At 59.0% G+C, this 18,751-nt stretch carries 12 protein-coding genes; 7 read left to right on the top strand and 5 right to left on the bottom strand.

Translation table 11 applies throughout. From position 1 onward, the window contains the following. Positions 1-242: 242 nt before the first annotated feature. Positions 243-2,327 carry an RHS repeat-associated core domain-containing protein gene (locus PPUTUW4_RS14215; RefSeq protein WP_015095297.1) on the top strand — a complete coding sequence of 695 codons (2,085 nt, stop codon included), beginning with the start codon at positions 243-245 and terminating at the stop codon, positions 2,325-2,327. Continuing rightward, positions 2,312-3,103, top strand: coding sequence for a hypothetical protein (locus PPUTUW4_RS14220; protein ID WP_041474878.1), 792 nt, complete (start codon positions 2,312-2,314; stop codon positions 3,101-3,103). Before PPUTUW4_RS14215 ends, PPUTUW4_RS14220 begins: the two co-directional genes overlap by 16 nt. 91 nt (positions 3,104-3,194) lie before the next feature. Here the strand turns inward: PPUTUW4_RS14220 and glgB are convergent, their stop codons facing one another. The 3 genes from glgB to PPUTUW4_RS14235 all read right to left on the bottom strand — a co-directional run bounded on the left by glgB (position 3,195) and on the right by PPUTUW4_RS14235 (position 10,986). Further along, entirely contained in the window at positions 3,195-5,426 is a 2,232-nt protein-coding gene (gene glgB, locus PPUTUW4_RS14225) for a 1,4-alpha-glucan branching protein GlgB (protein ID WP_015095298.1), read from the bottom strand. 2 nt (positions 5,427-5,428) lie between these two features. Next, complete coding sequence (gene treS, locus PPUTUW4_RS14230) at positions 5,429-8,770, bottom strand: maltose alpha-D-glucosyltransferase (RefSeq protein WP_015095299.1); 3,342 nt, start codon at positions 8,768-8,770, stop codon at positions 5,429-5,431. A 218-nt stretch (positions 8,771-8,988) separates the two neighbouring features. Further along, positions 8,989-10,986, bottom strand: coding sequence for an alpha-1,4-glucan--maltose-1-phosphate maltosyltransferase (locus PPUTUW4_RS14235; protein ID WP_015095300.1), 1,998 nt, complete (start codon positions 10,984-10,986; stop codon positions 8,989-8,991). A 203-nt stretch (positions 10,987-11,189) separates the two neighbouring features. Between PPUTUW4_RS14235 and PPUTUW4_RS30035 the strand changes: the two genes are divergently transcribed. After that, a complete protein-coding gene (locus PPUTUW4_RS30035; protein ID WP_172435747.1) occupies positions 11,190-11,357 on the top strand; it encodes a hypothetical protein in 168 nt (55 codons plus the stop codon). A 246-nt stretch (positions 11,358-11,603) separates the two neighbouring features. After that, complete coding sequence (locus tag PPUTUW4_RS14240; protein ID WP_144443102.1) at positions 11,604-11,849, top strand: hypothetical protein; 246 nt, start codon at positions 11,604-11,606, stop codon at positions 11,847-11,849. Here the strand turns inward: PPUTUW4_RS14240 and PPUTUW4_RS14245 are convergent. Next, a complete protein-coding gene (locus tag PPUTUW4_RS14245) occupies positions 11,846-12,346 on the bottom strand; it encodes an MgtC/SapB family protein (RefSeq protein WP_015095302.1) in 501 nt (166 codons plus the stop codon). The genes PPUTUW4_RS14240 and PPUTUW4_RS14245 overlap by 4 nt on opposite strands. Before the next feature lie 120 nt (positions 12,347-12,466). On the opposite strand from PPUTUW4_RS14245, the gene PPUTUW4_RS14250 reads away from it, so the two are divergent. From PPUTUW4_RS14250 to mapR, 3 genes are all read left to right on the top strand, one after another. Beyond that, positions 12,467-12,700, top strand: a complete 234-nt coding sequence (locus PPUTUW4_RS14250; protein WP_015095303.1) for a DUF3203 family protein — start codon at positions 12,467-12,469, stop codon at positions 12,698-12,700. 195 nt (positions 12,701-12,895) lie between these two features. Beyond that, complete coding sequence (gene ccoG, locus PPUTUW4_RS14255) at positions 12,896-14,308, top strand: cytochrome c oxidase accessory protein CcoG (RefSeq protein WP_041474880.1); 1,413 nt, start codon at positions 12,896-12,898, stop codon at positions 14,306-14,308. 208 nt (positions 14,309-14,516) lie between these two features. Beyond that, positions 14,517-15,926 carry a GntR family transcriptional regulator MpaR gene (gene mapR / locus PPUTUW4_RS14260; RefSeq protein ID WP_015095305.1) on the top strand — a complete coding sequence of 470 codons (1,410 nt, stop codon included), beginning with the start codon at positions 14,517-14,519 and terminating at the stop codon, positions 15,924-15,926. Positions 15,927-15,988: 62 nt separating this feature from the next. Here the strand turns inward: mapR and PPUTUW4_RS14265 are convergent, their stop codons facing one another. Continuing rightward, positions 15,989-18,721 carry an RHS repeat-associated core domain-containing protein gene (locus tag PPUTUW4_RS14265; RefSeq protein ID WP_015095306.1) on the bottom strand — a complete coding sequence of 911 codons (2,733 nt, stop codon included), beginning with the start codon at positions 18,719-18,721 and terminating at the stop codon, positions 15,989-15,991. Between the last annotated feature and the right edge of the window lie 30 nt (positions 18,722-18,751).

The raw sequence follows: 18,751 nt of genomic DNA on the forward strand, positions 1-18,751 counted from the left end.
GGGATTAAATCGCTCTATCCAGTCGCGGGCTCTTGTAAAAACGGGCAGCCCGTGACGCCGTGGACATCCCGACACTCGGTCTGATTCCTCTTGCAGCTGGCCACCACGACGCCGGTTAACCTTATTCGCTTCAGCGAAGCAATCCGCGGATATGTTGGTAAAACTGGTATTTCTTACAGTATCCACGGCATTGACGGCGATGCATTTTAATAGGCAAGTCACCCTGATCGAGGCCGGCACGGATGTCTGTGGACCATGCGCATCACGGCACGCCCACCCTTGCGGTTTCAGACGCGCGCGGGCTGGCGCTCAGGGCCATTCAATACCATCGACGGCTAGCGACCGACCCGGCTGAGGCGCGGATCACGCATCAACGCTTCGATGCCGCCGGGCGACCGGTGGCCAGTCGTGATCCGTATCTGTTTGCCTTGGCGCAGAACGATGCGTCGGTGCCGGCGAACCTCAGCCAGGTGTTCAGTTTGTCCGGCGTGCCGTTGGCGAGTGACAGCGTTGACGCCGGGTGGCGGGTCGCGTTGCAAGGTGCTGCCGGGCAAATCGTTGAGCGTTGGGATGGTCGAGGTAGCCGCACGCTGACTGAGTTCGATGCACTGTTGCGCCCCGTGGCGGTGCGAGAGCGTGGCGACGATAGCGCTGAACAGGTGCTTGAGCGTTTTACCTATGCTGGGGTTGATGCTGACGCAGCCTTGCACAACCTCTGCGGCCAACTGATCCGCCATGACGATCCGGCTGGCACGCTGCACCTGAAGGAGTTGGGGCTCGGCGGCGCGGTGCTGCAACAGATTCGGCATTTCTTGCGCGATGCCGATACACCGGATTGGCCTGCGAGCGAAGCCGCCCGCGACGCCTTGCTCGAAACCGGCGATGGCGCCACCACGTCCCATGTCTACTCGCCAGGCGCCGAACTACTCCAGCAAACGGATGCGTTGGGCAACCGCCAGCGCTTTGCCTACACCGTCGCCGGCGAACTGAAAAACACCCGGCTGACCTTGGTCGGCGAAGACGAGATGACGCTGGTCAGCGATCTCCATTACAACGCCTCCGGCCAGATCGAGTCGGAAACCGCCGGCAATCGCGTCATCACCCGCCATCGCTACGACCTCGCGGACGGACGCCTGATGGGCTTGAGCGCGCACAAAGCCGATGGCACACCCCTTCAAGACTTGCGCTACAGCTACGACGCCACCGGCAACGTGCTAAGCCTCGAAGACGCCTCCCAACCGATTCGCTACTTCAACAACCAGCGCATCGAACCGCTCAAGACTTTCTGCTACGACACCCTCGATCAACTGATCAAAGCCAGCGGCTGGGAAGCCAAAACCGGCCACGGCGGCCCCGCCCTGCCCGACCTGCACCCCCTGCCCCCCGACCCCAGCCAGATCGCCAACTACACCCAGACCTACCACTACGACGCCGGCGGCAACCTGCTGGACCTGGTGCACGTCGGCGCCCAGCCCCACGGCCGCATTTTGACTCGCGCCAAATACAGCAACCGCTGCCTGCCCGAGCGCAACGGCCGACCACCGACTGAAGCAGAACTGGCCGCCGGGTTCGATGCCAATGGCAATCTACGGGAACTGCAAGCTGGCCAGTCGATGGAATGGGACCTGCGCAATCAACTCACCGTCGTGCGCCCGGTGGTGCGCGACAACGCGGAGGATGACTACGAACGCTATGTCTATGACGGCGGCGGCCAACGCGTGCGCAAGCTCCGCGCGAACCAGACCAATGCCCGTACGCTGATCAGTGAAGTGCGCTATCTGCCTGGCGTGGAAATCCGCAGTCACGGCGGCACAGGTGAAATCCTCCATGTGATAACCGCCAGCGCGGGCAGTAACAGCGTGCAGGTGTTGCATTGGGTCGCCGGACAGCCCGAGGACATCGCCAACAATCAGGTGCGATACAGCCTCAATGACCACTTGCAGTCCGGCGCTCTGGAGTTGGATCAAAAGGCCGGCCTGATAAGCCAGGAATGGTATTACCCGTTTGGTGGCACGGCTTGTTTTGCGGCTCGGTCAGCGACTGAGGCCAAGTACAAGACTGTGCGCTATTCGGGCAAGGAGCGGGATGCGACGGGGCTTTACTACTATGGGTTCCGATACTACGCGTCGTGGTTGCAGCGGTGGATTAATCCCGACCCGGCGTGGGCAATCGATGGGCTTAATTTCTATCGGATGGTGAGGAACAATCCTGTTGCGCTGTATGACAGTAATGGTTTGTCGCCTCATGGCGACTTAGCGCGAAAGATCATGGACTCAAAGAGTTTCAACGAAAATTATAAAAAAATCCGGAAATGGCCCTCAGCTTGATGGCGGATATAGCGAGGGATCAAAACCATCCAGATGACGTTATACACCGGGCAATCAGAAGAGTTCGTAAAGAAATGGACTCGATGATTGCGCACGTTGCCGAACAACTCAAACTGCTTGAAATCACAAAAAATCAAAAAGACATCCCTGCACCAAAACAACCCTATGACATGTCTATGTTTAAAATTGTATTTTCAACAAACGAAGGGGCTTCTGCAATCAATCAAGGCATGAGAGAAGGAAAGCAGATAACAATAAACCCTCGATCTGTAGTTAATGAAATTTCGGACCGAGTCAAAGGCGAGGGGCTCCCAGACAGGATTGCGAAAGACATAAAATTACACGCAGGTATTTTTGATCTTTCTGACGCCGAAAGGGTCGCTTATCAAACATACAACCAAGAAAGACCTAATTTAATTACTTATTTTCGCGGACAAGATATCACTGACAAAGGCATGCAGAATTTTGTGCAGGCTCAGGAAAATGGCTCTATTGTTCACTCTAAAAGCTTCTTGACTGTCACCAACAAGAAAGGCGTTGCCGAAACGTTCATGCATGGAGAGATGCAACTACTTATGGAAATAAACGGGTTCAGCGCTACCAGCGTACAGCACTCAACTTATTCGGTTCAGTCAGAAAAAGACTCTGTATTTTCTCCTTATGCAGACTTCAAAGTTACATCTGCCGGCAGACTTCCTAACAGTCGAAATAAATACTTCGTGAGGCTAGAGGAAGTACGAGCGCATACAGGCCCCCGCCCTGCCATGCCATACTAGAGATTAGAAAATCACAGAACAGGTGCATAGTGTCGTTTCAGAGCTCGAAGCGACGACTACACACCAGTTCTATAAAATATCAGACCGAAGTTTAAGTCTCCGGCCGCAACATCAACACCGCCAGCGGCGGCAAATTCAACACCAACGACAACGCCTGCCCATGGCTCGGCGTTTCCTCGGCCATTGCCCCGCCACTATTGCCGTAATTGGAACCGGCATAGATGGACGAGTCGCTGTTGAGCACCTCATTCCACTGCCCGGCAAACGGCACCCCGACGCGATACGCCTCACGCGGCACCGGCGTAAAGTTGGCCACCACCAGCACCGGCTTGCCTTCCTTGCTCCAGCGCAGCCACGCATAAACGCTGTTGATCGCGTCATCGCCGATCAGCCACTGGAAACCCTGCGGCACATCGTCCTGCTCATGCAGCGCCGGTTCTTCGCGGTACAGGCGATTGAGGTCGCCGACCAGTTTCTGTACGCCCTTGTGCTCGGAGTACTGGAGCAAGTACCAGTCCAGTTGCTGGTCGTGGTTCCACTCGCGCCATTGGCCGAACTCGCAGCCCATGAACAGCAGTTTCTTGCCCGGGTGCGCCCACATGAAACTCAGGTAGGCCCGCAGGTTGGCAAATTTCTGCCAGCGGTCTCCGGGCATTTTGTCGATCAGCGAGTGCTTGCCGTGTACCACTTCGTCGTGGGAGATCGGCAGGATGAAGCGCTCGGACCAGGCGTACACCAGGCCAAAACTCAGCTCGTTGTGGTGATGGGCGCGGTACACCGGGTCCTGCTGGATGTAATGCAGCGAATCGTGCATCCAGCCCATGTTCCATTTGTACGCAAAGCCCAGGCCACCCTGTTGCGTGCCCTGGCTGACGCCTGGCCATGCGGTGGATTCCTCGGCGATCACCAACGCACCGGGTGCTTCCAGGGCGACCACATCGTTGAGGTGGCGCAGGAAGTCGATGGCTTCCAGGTTCTCCCGCCCGCCATGGCGGTTCGGCACCCACTCGCCGGCTTTGCGCGAGTAGTCGCGGTACAGCATCGAGGCCACGGCATCGACCCGCAGGCCATCGACGTGGAAGTGCTTGAGCCAGTGCAGCGCCGACGCCAGCATGTAGCCGTGCACTTCGGTGCGCCCCAGGTTGTAGATCAGCGTGTCCCAATCCTGGTGGAAGCCTTCCTGCGGGTTGCCGTACTCGTACAGGGCCGTGCCGTCGAACTGGGCGAGGCCGTGGGTATCGGTGGGGAAATGCGCCGGCACCCAGTCGAGAATCACCCCGATGCCGGCCTGGTGGCAGGCGTTGACGAACGCGGCGAACTGGTCCGGCGTGCCATAACGCGCACTCGGCGCGAATTGCGACAGCAACTGATAACCCCACGAACCGCCGAACGGGTGCTCCATGATCGGCATCAGTTCGATGTGGGTGAAGCCCAGGTCTTTGACATAGGGAATCAGTCGTTCGGTCAGTTCCGGCCAGGTGTACTGGCGGGCCACTTCACCCAGGTCGTCCAGCTCGCATTGCCACGAACCGGCGTGCAATTCGTAGATCGACAAGGGCGCCGTCACCCGCTGGTGGTCGCCACGGGACAGCATCCAGTCCTGATCCTGCCAGTCGACGTTCAAAGGTGAGGCGACTTTCGAGGCGGTGTCCGGTGGCAGACTGGTGGCCAGCGCCATCGGGTCGGCCTTCAGTGGCAGGATGCCGTGGGCACCGAGAATTTCGTACTTGTAGGCGTCCCCTGCTTGCAGGCGCGGGATGAACAACTCCCAGACCCCGGTGGGATGTCGCAGGCGCATCGGATGGCGGCGCCCGTCCCAGACGTTGAAATCACCCACCACCGACACCCGCCGGGCATTGGGTGCCCACACCGCGAAACGTACACCGTCGACACCGTCCACGGTCTTGAGCTGGGCACCGAGGCACGCACTGAGGTCGCGGTGATTGCCTTCGGCAAACAGGTACAAATCCATGTCGCCCAGCAATGGGCCGAAGCTGTAAGGGTCTTCGGCCGTCTGCTCGCCACCGGCCCAACGGGTGCGCAGCAGATACGCTTGCGCGCGGTCGAAATGCCCGACAAACAACCCCGGCGTCTCTGTGGCTTGAAGACTCCCAAGCGCTTCACCCGAATCCCGGGCCAGAACTTCTACACTCAGGGCGCCCGGCAGGTAGGCGCGGATGAACTGTCCACCGGCGCCATCACCGTGGGGGCCAAGTATGGCGAAGGGATCGATATGCTCGGCACGCACCAATGCATCGATATCCCGTGCGCCAGGCAGCAGCGCTTCTTTGTGATGACCCTGTTCCTTGTTCGAGACACTCATGACTACTCTCCACCAAGATCGGAAAAGGGTTTAAGCCCACTCAATAATCCATATAAACCGTGCAACGGCACGGGCAACCAGGTGGGGCGATTTTCCGCCTCATAGGCCACTTCATACGCCGCCTTCTCCAGACCGAACAACGCCAGCGCGGCGTCCTCGCCTTCGGGATCTTGCCATGCATGGGCAAGACTAGCTGCCGCCAGCCGATAGGCGTCGACAAATGCTGTTCGCGCTTCACTCAAGTAGCGCTCGGTGACCCGCACACGCGCGGCATCGGCCGCCGCCGTGTTATCGACGTTGTGCACGTTGATCGCCATGGCCGCCGCATAGTCGAAGGAACGCAGCACGCCACTGACATCCTTGTACGGGCTGTGTTTGCCCCGACGTTCATGCAAGGGCCGCGCCGGTTCTCCCTCGAAGTCGATCAAGTACGCATCGCCCTTGATCACCAGCACCTGGCCCAGATGCAGGTCACCGTGCACACGAATGCGCAAGCCGCCTGCAGTCTTTTTGCCCAACGCTTGCACATGTCCGAGAATGGCTTTTTTGTTGTCCAGTAAACGGCTGACCAGGGTCTGGTCCGCCGGGCTCAATTGATTTTGATGCTGCTTGAGCAAGTTCAGCGCGTGCTCGATTTGCGTTGCGACATCCCTGGCCGAAGCCAGCGCCTCCTTCTGCGTGGTGACCTGCGGCAAGAAGTCCGGGTTGGCATTGGGCGCTGCCAGCACCTGATGCATTTCCCCCAGGCGCCGGCCCAGCATACCGGCGAAATCTTTCAGTTCGCCGAGCGCGTTGTAGTGTTGCTCCTGCTCGGACATGGCGTCGGCCAATTCATCGCGCAGCGCCCGTTCGAGGTTGTTTTGCGTCCATTCCCAGGCATCGCCCTGGTTGCTCAGGTAGCCCTGGGCGATCATCAGCAGGTTGTCTTCACCCGCCCCGTCCCGGCGCACTACGGCCCCCAGCAGTGGTGAGATATTGCTGAACCCGGCTTCGGTCAGGTAGGCACTCATTTCCAGTTCAGGATGCACGCCACTGGCGATCTTGCGGATCAGCTTGAGCACCATGTTGTTGCCGATCACCACCGAGCTGTTGGACTGTTCCGCCGACAGGTAGCGCACCGGCGACTCGGCATTGAGGCCGAGTTTTTCCAGTTCGGCGGTGGCCTCGAAGCGAATGTCGCCATCGCTGGAGGGCAATACGGTACCGGCCTGAATCCCTTGCAATACGGCATGCACGAAGGTTTCCAGGCTGAAGGCATCGGTGATCAGGCCGACCTGGCGTCCACGCCGTACCCGCGACAGTGCCAGCTGCTGCGGTAGCGGCGTACCGACCTGATCCTCTGAAATAAAGCCGAACGGCAACTGATAGCGACTGCTCTGGCCACCGCTGGTGACATTGATCTCACTGAACAGCACCGGATGCTGCTCATCGCCGAAGCGCACGCCGTAGGCCAGATCGACCTGCTCGATGGCGGCGTCCTTGCCGGCGAACCAGCGACGATTCTGCAACCAGCTGGGCAGGATGCTTTGCTCAAGGGTGTGGCGTGACGGCGCTTCGAGCAGTTCCTCCATGCGTTTTTTCAGCACCAGCGTGGTGAAGTCCGGCAGGCTTTGTGCAGGTTCCACATGCCAGCTGGGCATCTGGTTTTCCGCGGCGAGGCCGAACCAGTAAAAGCCGTAGGGCGCGAGGGTCAGGAGGAAATTCAGCTGGCCGATGGGCGGGAAGGCGTTACCCCCGAGCATCTCCACCGGCACCATGCCGACGTAGGCCGACAAATCTAGCTCGGCGGCCTGGGCACTGCGCGACACGTTGGCCACGCACAGGATGACTTCGTGTTTACCGTCCACCCCGGTGTATTCACGGGTGTAGGCCAGAATTCGCCGGTTGCTCGGCGACAGCATCTTCAATGTACCGCGCCCGAAGGCCTTGGATTGCTTGCGCACGGCGAGCATGCGCCGGGTCCAGTTCAACAGTGAATGCGGGTCGCCGGCCTGGGTTTCGACATTGACCGACAGGTAACCGTATTGCGGGTCCATGATCGGTGGCAGCACCAGGCTGGCCGGGTCGGCACGGGAGAAACCGCCGTTGCGGTCGATGGACCATTGCATCGGCGTACGCACGCCATCGCGGTCGCCGAGGTAGATGTTGTCACCCATGCCAATCTCGTCGCCGTAATACAGGGTCGGCGTGCCGGGCATCGACAGCAACAGGCTGTTGAGCAGTTCGACCCGGCGTCGGTCACGCTCCACCAGCGGCGCGAGGCGCCGGCGAATCCCCAGGTTGATCCGCGCGCGACGGTCGGCGGCGTAGTAATTCCACAGGTAGTCGCGTTCCTTGTCGGTGACCATCTCCAGCGTCAGTTCATCGTGGTTGCGCAGGAAGATTGCCCATTGGCAGTTGGCAGGAATATCCGGGGTCTGGCGCAGAATATCGGTGATCGGGAAGCGATCTTCCTGGGCCAGCGCCATGTACATGCGCGGCATCAACGGGAAGTGAAAGGCCATGTGGCATTCGTCGCCGTTCAGGCCTTTCTTGTCGGTGTCGCCGAAGTACAACTGGGTGTCCTCCGGCCACTGATTGGCTTCCGCCAGCAGCATGCGGTCGGGGTAATTGGCGTCGATTTCGGCGCGGATCTGTTTCAGGACATCGTGGGTTTCCGGCAGGTTTTCGTTGTTGGTGCCGTCGCGCTCGATCAGGTAGGGAATCGCATCCAGGCGCAAGCCGTCGATGCCCATGTCGAGCCAGTAACGCATCACCGACAGCACCGCTTTCATGACTTGCGGGTTATCGAAATTCAGGTCCGGCTGGTGGGAGTAGAAACGGTGCCAGAAGTATTGGCCGGCGACCGGGTCCCAGGTCCAGTTGGACTTCTCTGTATCGAGAAAGATGATGCGGGTCCCGTCGTATTTCTGATCGTCGTCGGACCACACGTAGAAGTCCCGCGCCGCCGACCCGGGTTTGGCCTTGCGTGCACGCTGGAACCACGGGTGCTGGTCGGAGGTGTGGTTGATGACCAGTTCGGTGATCACCCGCAGGCCGCGTTTGTGTGCCTCGGCAATGAAACGCCTGGCATCGGCCATGGTCCCGTAGTCACTGTGCACGCCGCGGTACTCGGCGATGTCATAACCGTCGTCGCGCCGTGGCGAGGGATAGAAGGGCAACAGCCAGATGGTGTTGACGCCCAGGTCGGCGATGTAGTCGAGCTTGGCGATGAGGCCGGGAAAGTCGCCGATCCCGTCGTTGTTGGAGTCGAAATACGATTTGACGTGTACTTGATAGATCACCGCATCCTTGTACCAGAGCGGGTCCTTGATGAACGTGGCTGCCTTGGGTTTCTTCGCCATGTGAAACTCCTGGTGAATTCAACTTTGGCCACAGGTTGAACCCCAGTGGTGACGGGCTTACCTGTGGCGAGGGGGCTTGCCCCCGTTCGGCTGCGAAGCAGTCGTCAATACAGCGACTCGGTGTTGTTGAAAGAAAAAGCGGGGGTCGCTTCGCGACCCAACGGGGGCAAGCCCCCTCGCCACAGACAAGCCCCCTCGCCACAGAACTTGTGGTGTTCTCAAGAGGCGGTAATACGCCAGATCCCGAACGGCTGGTACGCCGGGTCGATCCGCATGAATTGCTGCTTGCCGTGCCAGGTCCAGCGATGGCCATTCATCAGGTCTTCGCCCTGGGTGCTGGCGTCGTCAGGCAAACCCATTTCCCACAGCGGCAACTCGAAGTTCGCCTCCTGCACGTTGTGCGGATCGAGACTGACCGCCACCAGAATAAAGTTGCTGCCGTCAAAACTGCGTTTGCCGAAGTACAGGATGTTGTCGTTCCAGGCGTTGTAGACCTTCAGGCCCAGATGCGTGTGCAGCGCCGGGTTCTGCCGACGGATGCGGTTGAGCTGGGCAATCTCGGCAATGATGTTGCCCGGCGCGTTGAAGTCCCTGGGGCGGATTTCGTACTTCTCGGAGTCCAGGTACTCCTCCTTGCCCGGCACCGGTGCCGACTCGCACAACTCGAAACCCGAATACATGCCCCACAGGCCCGAGCCCATAGTCGCCAGCACGGCGCGGATGAGGAAACCGGGACGCCCGGACTCATGCAGGAACGCCGGGTTGATGTCCGGTGTATTGACGAAAAAATTCGGCCGGTAGCACTCGCGCCACGGCGATTCGTTGAGTTCGGTGAAGTAGGTCGCCAGTTCGGCCTTGGTGTTGCGCCAGGTGAAATAGGTATAGCTCTGGGAATAACCGACCTTGCCCAGGCGCGCCATCATCGCCGGGGTAGTAAAGGCCTCGGCAAGGAAGATCACTTCGGGGTACAGCGCCCGTACATCGGCGATCAGCCATTGCCAGAACGGCAACGGCTTGGTGTGCGGGTTATCGACGCGAAAGATCTTCACGCCCTCCTCGACCCAGCCCACCACGATGTCACGCAGCTCCACCCACAGGCCGGGAATCGCCTCGGGGGCATAGAAGTCGACGTTGACGATGTCCTGGTATTTCTTCGGCGGGTTCTCCGCGTACTTGATCGTGCCGTCGGGCCGCCAGTTGAACCAGCCGGGGTGTTGCTTGAGCCATGGGTGGTCCTGGGAGCACTGGATGGCGAAGTCGAGGGCGATTTCCAGGCCGTGGGCCGCAGCGGCCGAGACCAGTCGCCGGAAGTCTTCGCGAGTCCCCAACTGTTTGTGAATCGCCTCGTGGCCGCCCTCCTCGCTACCGATCGCATAGGGACTGCCCGGATCATCGGGGCCTGCCGTCAGCGAGTTGTTCGGGCCCTTGCGGTAACTGCGCCCGATCGGGTGGATCGGCGGGAAATACAGCACATCGAAGCCCATGTCGTGGATCATCGCCAGCCGCGAATGCACATCGTTGAAAGTACCGTGGCGCTCCGGGCTGTCGGTGATCGAACGCGGGAACAATTCATACCAACTGGCGAATTGCGCCAGCTCGCGCTCCACATCCACCGGGTACTCCGGGCTCAGGCTGAGGTAAGCACGATGATCGACGCGGGCCATGAGGTCGGCGCTACGTTGGTGCAAAAACAGTGCGACCTGCTCGGTTTCGAGCAGTCCTGCCAGTTCATGGTGCAATGCCGCCAATTGCTCGCTGAGTTGCCCTTCACTGCGCTCGGCGGCTTGCTGCACCTGGATCCGCCCTTCCTGCAATTCGAGGCTGACGGGCACCGCTGCCATATGCTTCTTTTCAAGTTCGTAGCGAAAACTGGCGAACTGGTCGATCCAGGCTTCGATACAGAACAGATAACGGCCCTGACTGTTCACCCGGAACTGCCCCTGCCAACCGTTGTTGCCCAGATCGTGCATGACAGCGCTTTGCCAGACGTCCTCGTCCTCGGCCCGCCAGCGCACGCGAACCGCCAGCTTGTCATGTCCGTCGGCAAAGACCTTGGCCGTCACCACCACATCCTGCCCCACCACCGCCTTGACCGCGAACTGCCCGCCTTCAAGGGTCGGCATGATGTTTTCTATGACTATGCGCGGCAGCAACAGCGCCTGCGACAGCGGCATGTGCGGGTTGTAGCTCAACTCAGTCGGTTTTTCAGCCGCCATCGAGCCTCTCTCCTTACGCCCCATGGACGCGCTTGTGTCGGGTCGCCATCCCGTTGGGCCATCCGCCCCGGGACGTACTCACTTAGGTTCCGAGCGATGGCTGCCGGGAAAAGTTCATCAGCAATTTGCGGAATCAAATCGTTCGCACTGCAGTCCACCAACTTAAGCACGACTCACGCCATGTGCCACTGGAGGCTTGAACCATGACCAATCCATTCCCGGCAGAAACCCCCGATCCAAACATCGACAACCCGGTGATACCGCCGAGCGAACCACAACCGGTGCCCGAACAGGACCCACCCGGCACGACCCCGCCGCCAAGGGAAGAACCGCCAGCGACGATGCCGCCGGTGATTGTGAATCCTGAATGAAGACAGTTGATCGTTCCTGCCTCGACAGCAGGGACGATCATCAAAAATGAATGACACTTCCCAAGTACCTGTAGTACCGATCCTAAAGCGCCAATTCTGCCCACCCGACACTTTACGAAACCTGCACCCCGCGCCTTATATAGCCATCACTTCTTCAGCCTTGAGTGTGGTTAGCCATGAAAACGTTTTTTTCCAGCGTCAGCGAATTCACAAACAAAGCTAGCGCACAGCACCACGCGCTACACCGTGAACGACCCACCGACGGCTGGCCATCCCTTGAAAATATTCAACTACGAATTTCTTTGCTTCGAAGCCGAGCGCAATCAATCTGAACAATCAACCAAAAGTTCAATCATCAGGGAACTGGAGAAACATCTGCTGCACGGTGATATGGACTACAGCCAGCACGAACTCTCGGAAACGAAGAGCAACGAGCAGGACTCAGGCTGTGAAGCGACTGCGCAGACAGGGTTAATCCCTGACAGCGCCTAGGGCTGATGATCCTTGTCAATCAGCTTCACGATCCTCGGCATCACACTGAACACCCCCAGCGCCAACAGCGTGCTGAGCACTGCCGTCGCCTCCCGGCCAAGCCCGGTGGCGACGCCGATGGCGGCGGTCATCCACAGGCCGGCGGCGGTGGTCAGGCCCTTGACATTGCCTTCGTCGCCTTCGTGGTTTTTCAGGATGGTACCGGCCCCGAGAAAGCCGATCCCGGCTATCACGCCCTGCACGACCCGACTCATGGCATCGGCCTGTGAACCGGACATCTGCGGCACCAGCACGAACAGCGCCGCCCCCATCGCCACCAGCATGTGGGTGCGCACACCAGCAGCCTTGCCCTGGTGCTCGCGTTCGAACCCGAGAATCCCGCCCAGCAAGGCGGCCATCAACAGGCGCACGGTCATCCGCGTCAATTGCGAGGCATCGGTGATGTCGGCGAACTCGGCTTGCAGGGTCACCCAGACTTCGTGCCACCAGGCGTTCATGGTGTTGTCCTTGTGAGGAGCCATGGAGAGTGGACCGCAGCGACCATTAATCGGTTGCACAGAACGATGACCGGCGGTTGCGGCCTGACACTTCAGATACCCCTGAAAAAGGATTCCGCCATGACCGTGCGCATCGAGAACCAGACCTGCTTTTTCACCACCGAAAATGGCGAACAAATTCGCCTGTGTCCTGACGTGACCATCGTCACCGATGGCCGCAAAGCCATGTCGGCGGTGGACATCGAAGGCCAGCGCATCTACATCACCGAAGCGGAAGCCGACGCCTTGACCGTCGCAGGCGCGGTGGATGGACGCCGGCACCTGAAAGCCAGCGACAGTGATTCGGTTATTTGACTGACGTTGGTCAACACCCACCGCAGCTGTTGTACATAGGCGTTTGCACCTTTGTGCGACGGGTGCTTCAAGTTGTCGCAGGGCGGGCGAACACGACCATCTGATCCGCTTTTTAATGCAATAACTGAGTCTGTTATGCAAACAGATCGCCGCTCATAGTGCTCATGCCTGATGGAGGCTGATGAGCGAAAGACCATGAGCGAAAGAATCCCCGTCCGAACCGTAGAAACATTCGAGCCTTCGCGTCCAGGGACGAAGGCCAAAACCAGCGACAACCTGATCCACACCCGCAGCTTCACCGGGCTGTTCCGCAACCTGCGCATCAGCGGCGCGGGTTTTCTGTTTTTGCTGTTTTTCGGCACCGTGTGGTTGAACTGGGGCGGCCGACAGGCAGTGCTCTGGGATCTTTCCGAAAGTAAATTCCACATCTTCGGCGCGACTTTCTGGCCGCAGGACTTCATCCTGCTGTCGGCGCTGTTGATCATCGCCGCGTTCGGCCTGTTCGCGATCACCGTGTTTGCCGGCCGGGTCTGGTGCGGCTACACCTGCCCACAAAGTTCGTGGACCTGGATCTTCATGTGGTGCGAAAAAGTCACCGAGGGCGAACGCAACCAACGGATCAAGCTGCAAGCCGCGCCGTGGGGCGTCAACAAACTGATGCGCCGCTCAGCCAAACACACCTTGTGGCTGACCATCAGCCTGCTGACCGGCCTGACCTTCGTCGGCTACTTCACTCCGATACGGCCACTGGCCGAAGAGCTGCTGACCTTGCAAATGAGCGGCGTCAGCCTGTTCTGGGTGTTGTTTTTTACCGGTGCCACCTACATCAATGCCGGCTGGTTGCGTGAAGCGGTGTGCATGCACATGTGCCCTTACGCGCGGTTCCAAAGCGTGATGTTCGACAAGGACACCCTGACCATTTCCTACGACGTGGCCCGTGGCGAAAACCGTGGCCCGCGCAAACGCGAGGTCAAACCCGCCGAGGTCGGTTTGGGCGATTGCATCGATTGCCAGCTCTGCGTACAGGTCTGCCCGACCGGCATCGACATCCGCGATGGCTTGCAGATGGAATGCATCGGTTGCGCCGCGTGCATCGACGCCTGCGATTCGATCATGGACAAAATGGGCTACGCCCGGGGACTGATCAGCTATACCTCCGAACATCAGTTGCAAGGTGGCAAGACGCACCTGCTGCGCCCACGCCTGATCGGCTACACCGCCGTGCTGCTGGTGATGATCGCCGCCCTGGTGGTGGCATTGATGGAACGGCCGATGGTCTCGCTCGACGTCAGCAAGGACCGGGGCCTGTTTCGCGAAAACAGTCGGGGGCAGATCGAAAACATCTATAGCCTGAAGGTGATCAACAAGACCCAGCAGCGTCAGGACTACCAATTGCGCCTGGTCGATGCCGATGATTTCGAGTTGCAGGGCAAGACCGTGTTGAGCCTGGCGCCGGGCGAGATTGTCGATCTGCCTGTGTCGGTGGCGATGCTCACGGAACGCCCGGCCAGCAGTTCGCAGAGCATCAGCTTCAAAGTGGTCGACAGCGATGAGCCTGGCGTCTACAGCGTGGCGAAGAGCCGGTTTGTTGCGCCAATGAATCGCTGATCCCTTAGACTGCGGTCCGTGTGAAATGCGCTCCTGTTTTGGCAATGCAATCCACTGTGGCGAGGGGGCTTGTCGGAACGCCGCACCGCCCCGTTGGACTGCGTAGCAGTCCCATTTTGGCGCCGATTCGCGACCCAACGGGGCGGTGCGGCGCTCCGACAAGCCCCCTCGCCACAATTAATCGAAACGACTCCATTGCGGGACACCGATGAAACGCTACGAAAAATTCGCCGACGACATCGCAGAACTGATCCGCTCCGGCGTCCTCGGACCGGGCCAGCGTGTGCCGTCAGTGCGCTACGCCAGCCAGACCTACGGCGTCAGCCCGTCGACGGTGTTCCAGGCCTACTACCTGCTGGAGCGTCGGGGCCTGATCCGCGCCCGTCCGCGCTCCGGCTATTTCGTCAATGCCCATGCGCCGCGACCGTTTTCCGAGCCAGTGATCAGCAGCCAGGTCAACGAATCCACGGAAGTCGACGTCAGCGAACTGGTGTTTTCGGTGCTCGACTCGATCAAGGACCCGAACACCGTGGCCTTCGGCTCGGCATTCCCCAGCCCGACGCTGTTCCCCCTGCAACGCTTGTCCCGCTCCCTGGCCAGCGCCACCCGCGAGATGGACCCGCGCATGGTGGTCACCGACATGTCGCCGGGCAACCCGCAGCTGCGCCGGCAAATCGCCCTGCGCTACATGGTCGGCGGGCTGATGCTGCCCATGGAAGAACTGCTGATCACCAACGGCGCCCTAGAAGCCCTCAACCTGTGCCTGCAAGCAGTGACGCAACCTGGCGACCTGGTGGCCATCGAAGCCCCGGCGTTCTACGCCTGCCTGCAAGTGCTCGAACGCCTGAAACTCAAAGCCGTGGAAATCCCCGTGCACCCGCGCGACGGCATCGACCTCGGCGTGCTCGAACAAACCCTGGAACGCCATCCGATCAAGGCCTGCTGGTGCATGACCAGTTTCCAGAACCCCATGGGCGCCACCGTGCCCGAGGCCAAGAAACAACAGCTCGTGGAACTGCTGCGCCGCCACCAGGTGCCGTTGATCGAAGACGATGTCTACGCCGAACTGTATTACGGTCAACAAGCCCCGAAACCGGCCAAGGCATTCGATACCGAAGGCCTGGTGATGCATTGCGGCTCGTTCGCCAAAAGCCTTGCCCCCGGTTACCGCATCGGCTGGGTCGCCGCCGGGCGTTATGCGCAGAAGATCGAACGCCTGAAACTCATGACTTCGCTGTGCGCCTCGATGCCGGCCCAGGCAGCGATCGCCGACTACCTGCAACACGGCGGCTACGACCGGCACCTGCGTAAATTGCGTCATGCGCTGGAAGACCAGCAAGCCGCCATGCTCGCCGCCATCGCCCGCTATTTCCCGGCGCAGACGCGAGTGAGCCAACCGGCGGGCGGGTACTTTTTGTGGCTGGAATTGCCGGAGCAGATGGATTCGTTGAAGTTGTTTCAGATGGCGCTGGCGCAGGGGATCAGCATTGCACCGGGGCCGATTTTTTCGCCGACGCAGCGGTTCAGGAATTGTATTCGGTTGAATTATGGCAGCCCGTGGGATGAGGTTGCGGAGAAGGCGATGGAGACGTTGGGGCGAATTGTCAGGTCATTTTGATGGCTATCTAAAAATATTGTAAATGCTTTGCAACTTACTAACTCACGGGCAGGATTTTCCGTCTACCTTGAATTATTTATTAGCTCAGCAAAATTCATGAGTGTATCTGCATTATGCAATGCCAACCGAGTTCTAAATGCAGAACTATTATAAAATTTTTCTCTTGCTTCAACAACATTACGCATCCCCGCCCGCGAAATAAAAACATCCTCTGCTTTTGAATGAAAAAAACCATCTTCAACTCCTTCTCGCATTACAACCCTTGACCAACCCAACACTTCTTCCCAGCTATCAAACTGAGCTCTTGAAAGATACCAAAAATCTTCAGATTGGAAATCTGTGCTCAAATGCGTAAGCTCATGCCCCAAAATATGGCTTTGATTTTCTATTGACTCCTCGAAAAAACTGTCGATATTAATATATATCCGACGCGCCGCATCAGTTTTTCGCACAAACGCAACAGGTGTCTCGCCCGAAACAAACACCAACCTCTCGTGATTACTTCTAATACTCTCAATATCCAAAATCATACCCCGATACCCGCGACTCAAATAATTAATATCCTGTAAAGAAATGTCGCCAAAATTTGCGCCAGCAATATACAAATTCAACTGCCCCCTCTCCAACACGTCCACCGCATGCTGCAGGTTTTCTACTGCTAGATTGAACGCGCTTTCTAATTCAGCTGCCAAATTGGGCTTATCTCTTCTAAACTCATCCATCCCCTCATGTGCAAGCTCTATCCCAGATGAAACATGGGTTCCGTCGAACCAGTCGACTGCATACTCAATCAATTGGTACCAAGCTCTAAAAATTGATGCTGGTGTTGGAAAGTTCCCTTGGCTGTCTACATAATTATCCGGACCATTCCTGACAAACCGATAAAAATTCAACCCATCCACATCCCCCGCCGGATCCGGATTCAACCACCGCTGCAACCACGGTGCGTAATACCGCGCCCCATAGTAATAAAGCCCCGTCGCATCCCGTTCCTTGCCCGAATAACGAATGGTCTTGTAGCTGGTTTCTACCTCGTGCCGCCCCGCCAACCACGCTGTGCCGCCGAAGGGGTAATACACTTCCTGACTGATGGTTTTAGCCTGGGCATCGACCTCAAAGGCACTCGACCCCAGATGATCGTCGAAACAGTAACGCCACTGATCGTTGTCCAATCCTGCTGGCGGTGGACTGTCCCAATGCAGCAGGCGTACAGTGCAGCGCCCGGCCTGTACGCTGATCACCTGGAGCCGTTCTCCTGTGGCGCTATTGGCGTGCAGTTCGATACCCGGCAAGTAACGTACCTCGGGCGTATGCACGATGGATTTCGCGGTGACCTCCCGGTATTTGCGCAGGCGAGCGCCTTCGCTGTCGTAAACATACCTCTCGATGTCGTCAGCGCCTTCAATCCGCGCCACTTGGGTGACTTGGGCCAACTGATTACGCCCATTCCACTGCAAAGCCTGCCCAGGTTGTAGCTCCAGCAGGTTGCCGCGAGCGTCGAACAGCTCGTCAATGGCCGGCTGGCCGGCTCGATCTTTCACGCTGCGATTGCTGTGCGATGCCACGCGCATGATCAAGGTGTCGTCTACCGCGCCGTGATGCAGACGCTGCAGCAGATTGCCCGCTTCATCGTAGTGATAGGTTTCTGTGTACCTGCACCAGCGACTGCCGTCCGGCGGGCCGAATCCCTGCCACTCCGGCAAAGCCGGCCCCAACGACGGCTTGGCGGTTTCCCAGCCGGTGGCGCTGATTAGCTGGTAGAGCGTGTCGTAGGCGAAGCGCCGTACCGGCTCGATGCGCTGATTGGCAAAGTACTGAATGGGCAGCGCCGCATCGGCGATTTCGGTGATGTTGCCTGCGGGGTCGTAGCCGTAACTGAGCTTCTGCAAATATCCCTGAACGGGGCCTTGGGTATCGAGGTTTGTCAGGCGTCCATTGGCCGGATCATAACTGCTGGAAGTACGCATGCCATTGCCGGCCCGCTCCTGTTCTATCTGGCCAAAAGCGTTGTACTCGATGGCATTGACCAGCGTGTCGGCGGTGGATTGGCCGGAGCGTTGCAGCCCGACCGAATGCAGTTGCCCGGCGCGGTCATAGGTGAAATGTCGGGTGTGACCTTTGGCGTCGGTTTGATGCGAGAGCTCACCCGAAGGCAGGAAGGACCAGGATGCCCGTGCCCCCTCGCCCGGTTCCAGCAAAAGGTCGCGCTCCGCTTCTACAAGGGGCCAATCGGGCGGATCAAAACTGTTCAAGAAATGCCGAATCTCAAGCAGTACCGCCGCTGACATCCCGGAATCGGAAAGCAATCGACTCCCTGCCGGATCATCCTGTCGGATCGGCTGACCACAGCGATTGTGCCGGGCCTCTTCATCTGTCGCAGCGCCCCATCGGATGCGCTCGGCACAGCGCTCCACCTCACCGATGCCTTGCTCGAACATCGCCACCGGCCGCAGCGACGAATCATGCTCAGTGCGACGATGCCAACCGCGTTGATCCCATGACTCGATTACCTGCCCGGCTGCACCGGGCAAATCGACTTGCCAGCCAGCATCGACACTGTCGCTGCACAGCGGCTGACTCGTAAGGCTGTAAGTGCTGGACAGGTTTGAAGGCGCATCGAGCAACGCAAACAATCGCGGATCGCGTTGCCGAGCAAGACGGCCGGCCCCGTCATACAGCTGATGCGTGACCCGTGACTCGGGCGGCGCACTGGTCGCGCGACGATGATAAGCCACCGTACGAACAGCTAAACCGCGAGGGTCGACGGCGTTCAGCGTTGGTGTGTGGATGTGCATGCACAAGGCGCCCGACTTTGAGAGGCTTCA

It is taken from the genome of Pseudomonas sp. UW4, assembly GCF_000316175.1.
GTDB lineage: Bacteria > Pseudomonadota > Gammaproteobacteria > Pseudomonadales > Pseudomonadaceae > Aquipseudomonas > Aquipseudomonas laurylsulfatiphila.

Excerpts from the sequence above, each read along its gene's own strand:
- PPUTUW4_RS14235 (WP_015095300.1), bottom strand. The coding sequence starts at position 10,986 with ATGGCGGCTGAAAAACCGACTGAGTTGAGCTACAACCCGCACATGCCG.
- PPUTUW4_RS14265 (WP_015095306.1), bottom strand. The coding sequence starts at position 18,721 with ATGCACATCCACACACCAACGCTGAACGCCGTCGACCCTCGCGGTTTA.
- PPUTUW4_RS14245 (WP_015095302.1), bottom strand. The coding sequence starts at position 12,346 with ATGAACGCCTGGTGGCACGAAGTCTGGGTGACCCTGCAAGCCGAGTTC.
- PPUTUW4_RS14220 (WP_041474878.1), top strand. The coding sequence starts at position 2,312 with ATGGCCCTCAGCTTGATGGCGGATATAGCGAGGGATCAAAACCATCCA.
- glgB (WP_015095298.1), bottom strand. The coding sequence starts at position 5,426 with ATGAGTGTCTCGAACAAGGAACAGGGTCATCACAAAGAAGCGCTGCTG.
- ccoG (WP_041474880.1), top strand. The coding sequence starts at position 12,896 with ATGAGCGAAAGAATCCCCGTCCGAACCGTAGAAACATTCGAGCCTTCG.
- mapR (WP_015095305.1), top strand. The coding sequence starts at position 14,517 with ATGAAACGCTACGAAAAATTCGCCGACGACATCGCAGAACTGATCCGC.
- PPUTUW4_RS14215 (WP_015095297.1), top strand. The coding sequence starts at position 243 with ATGTCTGTGGACCATGCGCATCACGGCACGCCCACCCTTGCGGTTTCA.
- treS (WP_015095299.1), bottom strand. The coding sequence starts at position 8,770 with ATGGCGAAGAAACCCAAGGCAGCCACGTTCATCAAGGACCCGCTCTGG.
- PPUTUW4_RS14250 (WP_015095303.1), top strand. The coding sequence starts at position 12,467 with ATGACCGTGCGCATCGAGAACCAGACCTGCTTTTTCACCACCGAAAAT.
- PPUTUW4_RS30035 (WP_172435747.1), top strand. The coding sequence starts at position 11,190 with ATGACCAATCCATTCCCGGCAGAAACCCCCGATCCAAACATCGACAAC.